This is a genomic window from Nostoc sp. 'Peltigera membranacea cyanobiont' 213 (genome assembly GCF_002245975.1).
GTDB lineage: Bacteria > Cyanobacteriota > Cyanobacteriia > Cyanobacteriales > Nostocaceae > Nostoc.
The window spans coordinates 41,751-48,590 of record NZ_NOLI01000050.1 but is presented as its reverse complement, the minus strand read 5'-3'; the positions used below and the strand labels follow the sequence as shown (position 1 = coordinate 48,590).

Sequence of the window (6,840 nt, the reverse complement as noted above, 5' to 3'; positions counted from 1 at the left end):
CCCCAATCCCCAATCCCCACTCGCTAACCTCAGCTACCTGGTTGTTGGCTTATCTGAGCGCTTTGCGAGCCTCTTACTAACTGGCTGAGGGCACTTTGTAATTCCACACCTGGGTTAGTAGCAACCCACCCGTTCGGTGTAAGGTGGCGGACTTCAAAGTGCAGGTGAGGCCCTGTGGAATTCCCGGTGCTGCCAACTAGACCAATGACAGTTCCAGGTTGTACCCATTGACCAGGTTGAACAAGGATTTCTGACATGTGACCGTAGAGAGTTTGTTCAGCAGATTTGTGATTCAGGATAACGGTTAAACCATAACCACCAACCCAGTTAGCAGTTTCTACTTGACCAGCAGCAGCTGCTAAAACTGGTGTTCCTGTAGGCGCACCTAAGTCTGTACCAGCGTGGAAGCGTTGAGTACCTGTGATTGGATGAATTCGCCAACCAAACAACGAGGTAATGGGAGCGGGAATAGACAATGGATACATCATTCCCGTACCACTATAGGCAACTCTCCCTGTGTAGGGGATTTGCGGCAATACTGATGCTAGTGAGAAGTCATAAGCTACGTTGCTGGGACGGGGTGCAATGTTACCATCTGCCATTGGTGGGGGTAAAGTACCACCACTCGGTGCGATGGGAGTTGCACTCACTGTTGTGGGGCTGAACTCGCTAGGACTCGGAATAAACCGATTCGGGCGAAATGCGCTCTTGGTGTCACCACCGGAAGTATTTTGAACAGCACGCCACCTGCTGGTGTTGCCAGTAGTTGCAACTTGTTGGACAGGTGGAACTACTGGTGGTAATTGGGCGTTTTGACTTCTTCTTAGCCAAGTAGGTGCTACTTTACCATTAGAATCAGCTACACTCCTTTGGGGTGCTTTGGCGCAAACGCCGCCTAACACGCTTTGCCCTGACGGTAAAATGGCTCGGCAACCACTGGAGCGTTCTGTGAGAATTACGGAATTTGGTGCTTGATAAGTACCTGTGGTACCACTGTCATAACTATTAGGATCAATATAAGCGTTATTATAATCCTTGGTTTTCCCTGTAGTTGCACTGACAGGGCTGTTAGAGTTATTTGATGGTTGAGCAACTTCTGGAAGTTTTTCAGGTAAAGAGCGGGTGGGAGTACTAGGTTTTTCTTGTCTTACCCTTACAGGTGTAACCTGGGAGGCTTCTACCTTGGGTTTTGCCTGTCTGATAATCACAACAGGTTCAGCAGCTTCGATTTTGGGCGTAGATTGCCTAACTGGTTCCTTTGATTGAGCAACCTCTGGCTGACGCAATCTCTGTTTGAGTCTGGCTCGCCGTTGGGAAAATTCCGGTTGGGCTTGAACGCCTTCGGGTGCAACAGCCTGTTTTTTAACTGGATTTGTAAATGCTGTTGGCTGGGAAGTTTCAACAGTGGGAACGATATTATCTACTTGTGTTTCCGTTTGGGCAAACACAAAGCCGCCGCTAAGGAGGCTAACGCTACTCAGCCAGCAGAGGCTCTGGGCTGGTAGCGTTGAGGCAAAACGTTTTTTTGTCAGACCTTGCTGCCATAAGTAATGCAAACGATGTGGGGCAGAATTATTGCGCTGCGTCATTTGTTCTCTCAGTTGTGTGTAATTAGCCTAAAGAGATGATGCTAGTGGTTTGTCTTGCCCAAAGAGCGAAATTTTGAACAAACCTCAAATTTAAACGGAAGATTTATGGTACCCCAAACTGATTGTACCGGGTTGAATATAAATTTCCGGTGTAATTAGTTCCTTTGTATCATGTGTTTCTAAATCAACTCGTAAATTTCCTTGAGGAGTCACTCCAACTACTGTACCTGAAAGATTATTGACATACACCCGATCGCCCATGTTTGTAAGCAAATCTAGATAGCGAGACAAGAGTATGTTTACTCCTTCTTGCCAAAGGCACTCCATACCGGATTCAATTCCCAGCAAGACGGTAGAGGTGAGCATTTCCAGACAAGAAATTGGTCTGAAATCTTGCAAAGCTTGCCACGATTCCAAATTGATTCCAGTTTCGGGTACTGGATTTGTCCAGTTAATACCAACACCAATTACTGCTTGAGTGATTTGTCCTTTGTTTACTTTGGTTTCTGTCAAAATGCCGCCTAGTTTGCGACCATTTAAAACTAAATCATTGGGCCATTTTATGCCAACATTTATACCGCGCTGGCGCAATTGAGACGCAATTCCCCAAGCAGTGGCGAAAGTTAGCTGGTAGCTGTCAGTAGCCTCTATTTTTTGGTCAAAAGGTTTATGGTCGAAAGAAGTTGCCACGGAAAGATACAATCCCCCAACTGGAGAAATCCACTCGCGTCCCCATTGTCCGCGCCCAGCAGATTGTACACCTGCGATGACTACTGTTCCTGAAATCGCCCCTTGGTTGAGTAAGTTCCAGAGGGTTTGGTTTGTTGAGGAGACGCTTTCAAAAAAATGAAGGGAAAATGGTAAATATGTATTAGACTTTTGCCCTGCTTTCAAGGCTGTTTCCAAGTTTTGCAGATTAAATCCCACAGCAGTTAAGCCAAATTCCGTTGTTCAAGTTAGCATTGATTGGCTGATGAGTGATTTCTCTTTAGGTTTGGTTGAAGATGCACACTTGGCACTGGCGCAATTCGGAAGGACTGCCTTTTTTAACTTGTAGTATTCTGGAACATTGGCATCACGGCTTCTTTACCCAGCAGTTTTGGCCGCGATCGCCACAAGTTATCACAGAAGTATTGCAACCAGAGGCATCAGTCTATCGCTTAAAGCAGGTTCATGGCAATACTGTTCTCACTCCCCAAGAAGTTGAAAGCTTCTTAAGCTCTGCTGACGAGGATTTAGCATCGGCGGATGGTTTAATCAGCGAGCAGCCTCTACAAGCTGTTTGGGTAGCTAGCGCAGATTGTACACCCGTGCTAATTGGGGATGTGAAAACTGGACAAGTAGCAGCATTACACGCTGGTTGGCGGGGGACTGCTCAAAAAATTGTGCCCCAAGCGATCGCTCGGCTACAATCTCAAGGCAGCAAACTTGATGATTTACGCATTGCGTTAGGCCCAGCGATCGCTGGTGAGGTTTACCAAGTCTCCATCGAAGTGGCTGCCGAAATTGGGGCTAGTATTATATCACATAATGAAGAACAAAAAATAATTCAAGCATTGCATGAATTACCAAATTCACCTTTACTAGAAGATCCTGATCCAGGAAAAGTAAAGTTGGATGTGCGGCGAGTGAATACCTTACAACTGGAAAATATGGGGATTAGTGCAGAACAAATTGCGATCGCACCTTATTGTACTTTCCAAACTCCAGAGCATTTCTTTTCTTACCGCCGGGAGAAAGAGAAAAAAATTCAATGGTCAGGGATTGTTAGCGGTAAAACGAATCAGTAGTTTATCAGAAGTCGTACAACAGTGAGTGAAAACCCGATCTCCAACCTCTTTCCCAACGCTCATCACCTAGAAAGTGTTTAACACAGACTACTTGGCTTTGTAAGGCTCTTTCCCTGCATCCATCACACAGACAGAGTTGTTCAGACAAACCATATTTAAGCTGTAAAGCATTAATCTCTGCTATTAAAGCATCTTGTACTTCTTGCGGCGGAGTCTGACGTGCAGCAAGAAGCTGTTTCCTAAAAACTGGATCTTGGTTTTGTGAACACCAATTCACCCAGAAAGCAATATCTGAATCTAGCTCAATACTTTTGTTTCTTGTCACTAACTTGTTTAAAGCATCTGCTAGAAATTCTTCAGGAAGCGCAACTCTATGCACTTCCACATAGTGAACCAAGCCTTCAGGCCATATCCAGTAACCATCAGTTAATTCTGAACTTCCCATGAATGCTTTAGCACATCCATGCATAAACCTACACCACGATAATCCACGATATTGTGCGTATAGCTTTCCTGCACAAAGGTAAGCAACCACCCGTTTGGCAATATCTGGTGCTAGTTTTCCCGCAACCTCTTGCGGTGCCAGAAATTGATCGTCATCAAGGTTCTTAATCCAATAACCGATCGTAGGCATAATTCGTTTACCTCTGACCTACCCTTTATAAATCCACACGCCTTAGTTAGGGTACAGAAACTAAGGCTTCACTCAAAACATCACGATGCATTAATGCACCATCCACCAAAGATTGAATTTTCTCTGATGATAACGGCTCACCATTGGCATAATGCTCCATCCAAGTCAAACTAATCAAATTGGGATCGTCGGGTAAACTTGCTAAATCCCATCCAGGCATTTCTAAGTCTTCCATGAGACGATTTACTTTGGGATCGTAACTGAGAGCGAAGCAGCGACAACCTTCAGATGCAGCCATAATCAAGCTGTGTAGGCGCATCCCAATTGCCATTTCTACGCCGCGAAACACACCTTTTAAAAGTTGCGGATCTGACAGACACAAAATCTGGCTGACATCTTTAAGATGTGGTTGAATGGCTTCGGCAATACTTAAATCTTCACTTTTTTGAAACGGTAGTAGTAAAATAAAAGCCTGTGTAGCTTTTTGAAAGTCAACCAAAGCGCGAGTTAAGTTTGCCAGACGTGTTTCTGTAAGTTGGGGATGCGATCGCAACGTTACCGCAACTCTCGGCGCAGGTAAATCCCAAAGTCCTGGGACTGGTTTAGATTCCAACGCCCAAACCGGGTCAGGAGCTATAATACAAGGGATTTGCCAATCAGATAATAAAGCAGCACTGGCGCGATCGCGGACACTAATTTTGGTACAATTACCAAAGGTTTGCTTTGCCAACCAACGAGTTTGCGGACGCACTAAGGGGCCAATACCTTGCGCCCAAGCAACAGTTTTCAAACCCATTTTCTGAGCTAATGCCATCAGTCCCCCATAATAAAATGGGCTGATAGTACTGGTAACATCCTGAATAAGACTCCCGCCGCCCCAAATCAAAGCATCGCCAGAGCGTAAAGCTTGCAGTACAGGTAAAGGAGCCATGCGATCGCAAGTTTCTACATTATAGCGATCGCGAGTTTCCTCTGGATTACCCGAAAGTACCACAGGTGTTACGTGAGATGGTAACATTTGCAAAAGCGTCGCCAACAAAGCCTCGTCACCACCATTACCTTTACCGTAATATCCAGACAATAACGCCCGCATCTTAACCATTTTAGATTTTAGATTAACAACTTTTTTTATACAGAATATCTGTCATTGCTACAACAGATAGTAGATTCATTCACAAATTCTATTTTCAAACTTCGTAACAAAGGAAGATAGAAATAACTCCTAACTCTTGTACAGACGCGATTAATCGTGTCTCTCCTCCTAACTCCTAACTTTCTTATGCACGCCCTATCGATTCCCACCTGGATTATTCATATTTCTAGCGTTATTGAGTGGATTGTCGCCATTTGGTTAATCTGGACTTACGGCGAACTCACTAATAATCGTAATTGGTGGGGATTGTCCCTGGCCATGTTACCAGCTTTAGTTAGCGCTATGTGTGCCTGTACCTGGCATTATTTCGACAACGCCCAATCTCTAGAATGGCTGGTAACACTTCAAGCTACCATGACCTTAGTTGGTAATTTTACCCTTTGGGCAGCGGCGTTTTTGATTTGGCGTTCTACCAAATCTCCTGACACTGTTGAACCAAAACCTATTAAATCAGAGCCATGATTTCTAAAGAAACCCTGTTTGCACTTTCACTGTTTCCCTATTTGGGTTTCTTGTGGTTTCTCAGCCGCAGTCCGCAAATGCCGCGTTTAGCGCTATATGGATTTTACGGTACTCTCGTCTTCGTTGCCATCACCATCCCAGCCGGAATTTACGCCCAATTACATTACGGTGAGTCTTTGGCCAATGTCGATTGGTTGCACGGTGGTGCAGAACTATTTTTGACCCTTTCTAACATCTTGCTGGTGCTGGGTTTTGGACAAGCTGTAAGGCAATTAAAAATCAAAAGTCATTAGTGCTTTGTAAACACAAATTACCAAGGACTAAGGGCAAAGGACGATCTTTAAACAAGCCAATATACAGTTTAAATGCGTCACAGCTAAGTTTTGATTGTATTGAGTTATGAGGAAGAAGTAAATGGATGTAATTCCAGCGATTGATTTACTAGAAGGTCGCTGTGTGCGACTGTATCAGGGAGACTACGATCGCTCGCAAGTTTTTAGCGAAAATCCCGTTGATGTTGCCAAACAGTGGGTAGATCAAGGTTCTACCAGATTGCATATAGTTGATTTAGATGGTGCTAAAGCGGGTAAAGTAGTAAACTTGGCAGCAATTGAAGCGATCGCTCATGCAGTGTCAATACCCATTGAAATTGGTGGAGGATTGCGCGATCGCACCAGCGTGCAACAAGTATTCAATCTAGGCGTACAGTGGGCAATTCTCGGAACCATTGCTGTAGAACAACCCCAGCTAGTACAACAACTGTGTGAAGAATTTCCCGAACAGATTATTATTGGCATTGATGCCCGTAACGGCAAAGTTGCTACTCGCGGGTGGTTAGAAACTTCGGAAGTTTTAGCAACTCAACTGGCTGTACAAATGCAAGAATTGGGTGCAGCCGCCATCATTTATACAGATATTCACCGCGATGGTACTCTCATCGGCCCCAATTTAGAAGCTTTGCGAGAACTTGCATCGGTAATTTCCATCCCGATAATTGCCTCTGGCGGGGTAAGTTCTATCACCGATTTGTTGAGTTTGTTAGCGTTAGAACCTCAAGGCGTGACTGGTGTGATTGTCGGACGTGCCTTGTATACTGGGGATATTTTACTCAAAGAAGCATTACGAGCGATCGGGCCTGGGCGGATTCAGGATATTCCACCCAATCTAGGTTTTTCTAGCTTTGCTTGACATGTAAATCTACCAAGCGAAACT

At 44.8% G+C, this 6,840-nt stretch carries 8 protein-coding genes; 4 read left to right on the top strand and 4 right to left on the bottom strand.

Annotation, left to right across the window (positions count from 1 at the left end):
- Nucleotides 1-29 precede the first annotated feature (29 nt).
- Both CDG77_RS15830 and CDG77_RS15825 read right to left on the bottom strand, forming a co-directional pair.
- Complete coding sequence (locus CDG77_RS15830; protein ID WP_094330307.1) at nucleotides 30-1,589, bottom strand: M23 family metallopeptidase; 1,560 nt, start codon at nucleotides 1,587-1,589, stop codon at nucleotides 30-32.
- A gap of 90 nt (nucleotides 1,590-1,679) precedes the next feature.
- Nucleotides 1,680-2,516: a biotin--[acetyl-CoA-carboxylase] ligase gene (locus CDG77_RS15825; protein WP_094330306.1), complete on the bottom strand. Its 837-nt coding sequence runs from the start codon at nucleotides 2,514-2,516 to the stop codon at nucleotides 1,680-1,682.
- A 77-nt stretch (nucleotides 2,517-2,593) separates the two neighbouring features.
- Here CDG77_RS15825 and pgeF point away from each other — a divergent pair, with 77 nt between their 5' ends.
- Nucleotides 2,594-3,379, top strand: a complete 786-nt coding sequence (gene pgeF / locus CDG77_RS15820; protein WP_094330305.1) for a peptidoglycan editing factor PgeF — start codon at nucleotides 2,594-2,596, stop codon at nucleotides 3,377-3,379.
- A gap of 4 nt (nucleotides 3,380-3,383) precedes the next feature.
- Here the strand turns inward: pgeF and CDG77_RS15815 are convergent, their stop codons facing one another.
- Together CDG77_RS15815 and csaB are read right to left on the bottom strand one after the other, a co-directional pair.
- Nucleotides 3,384-4,013 (bottom strand): hypothetical protein, encoded by a 630-nt coding sequence (locus CDG77_RS15815; RefSeq protein ID WP_094330304.1) that lies wholly within the window; start codon nucleotides 4,011-4,013, stop codon nucleotides 3,384-3,386.
- A 46-nt stretch (nucleotides 4,014-4,059) separates the two neighbouring features.
- Nucleotides 4,060-5,106, bottom strand: coding sequence for a polysaccharide pyruvyl transferase CsaB (gene csaB / locus CDG77_RS15810; RefSeq protein WP_094330309.1), 1,047 nt, complete (start codon nucleotides 5,104-5,106; stop codon nucleotides 4,060-4,062).
- 186 nt (nucleotides 5,107-5,292) lie between these two features.
- Here csaB and CDG77_RS15805 point away from each other — a divergent pair, with 186 nt between their 5' ends.
- From CDG77_RS15805 to hisA, 3 genes are all read left to right on the top strand, one after another.
- Entirely contained in the window at nucleotides 5,293-5,628 is a 336-nt protein-coding gene (locus CDG77_RS15805; RefSeq protein ID WP_094330303.1) for a DUF2499 domain-containing protein, read from the top strand.
- On the top strand, nucleotides 5,625-5,921 hold the full coding sequence (locus tag CDG77_RS15800; RefSeq protein WP_094330302.1) for a DUF3593 domain-containing protein: 297 nt from the start codon (nucleotides 5,625-5,627) through the stop codon (nucleotides 5,919-5,921). Before CDG77_RS15805 ends, CDG77_RS15800 begins: the two co-directional genes overlap by 4 nt.
- Nucleotides 5,922-6,042: 121 nt before the next feature.
- Complete coding sequence (hisA, locus tag CDG77_RS15795) at nucleotides 6,043-6,816, top strand: 1-(5-phosphoribosyl)-5-[(5-phosphoribosylamino)methylideneamino]imidazole-4-carboxamide isomerase (RefSeq protein WP_094330301.1); 774 nt, start codon at nucleotides 6,043-6,045, stop codon at nucleotides 6,814-6,816.
- The last annotated feature ends 24 nt before the right edge of the window (nucleotides 6,817-6,840 follow it).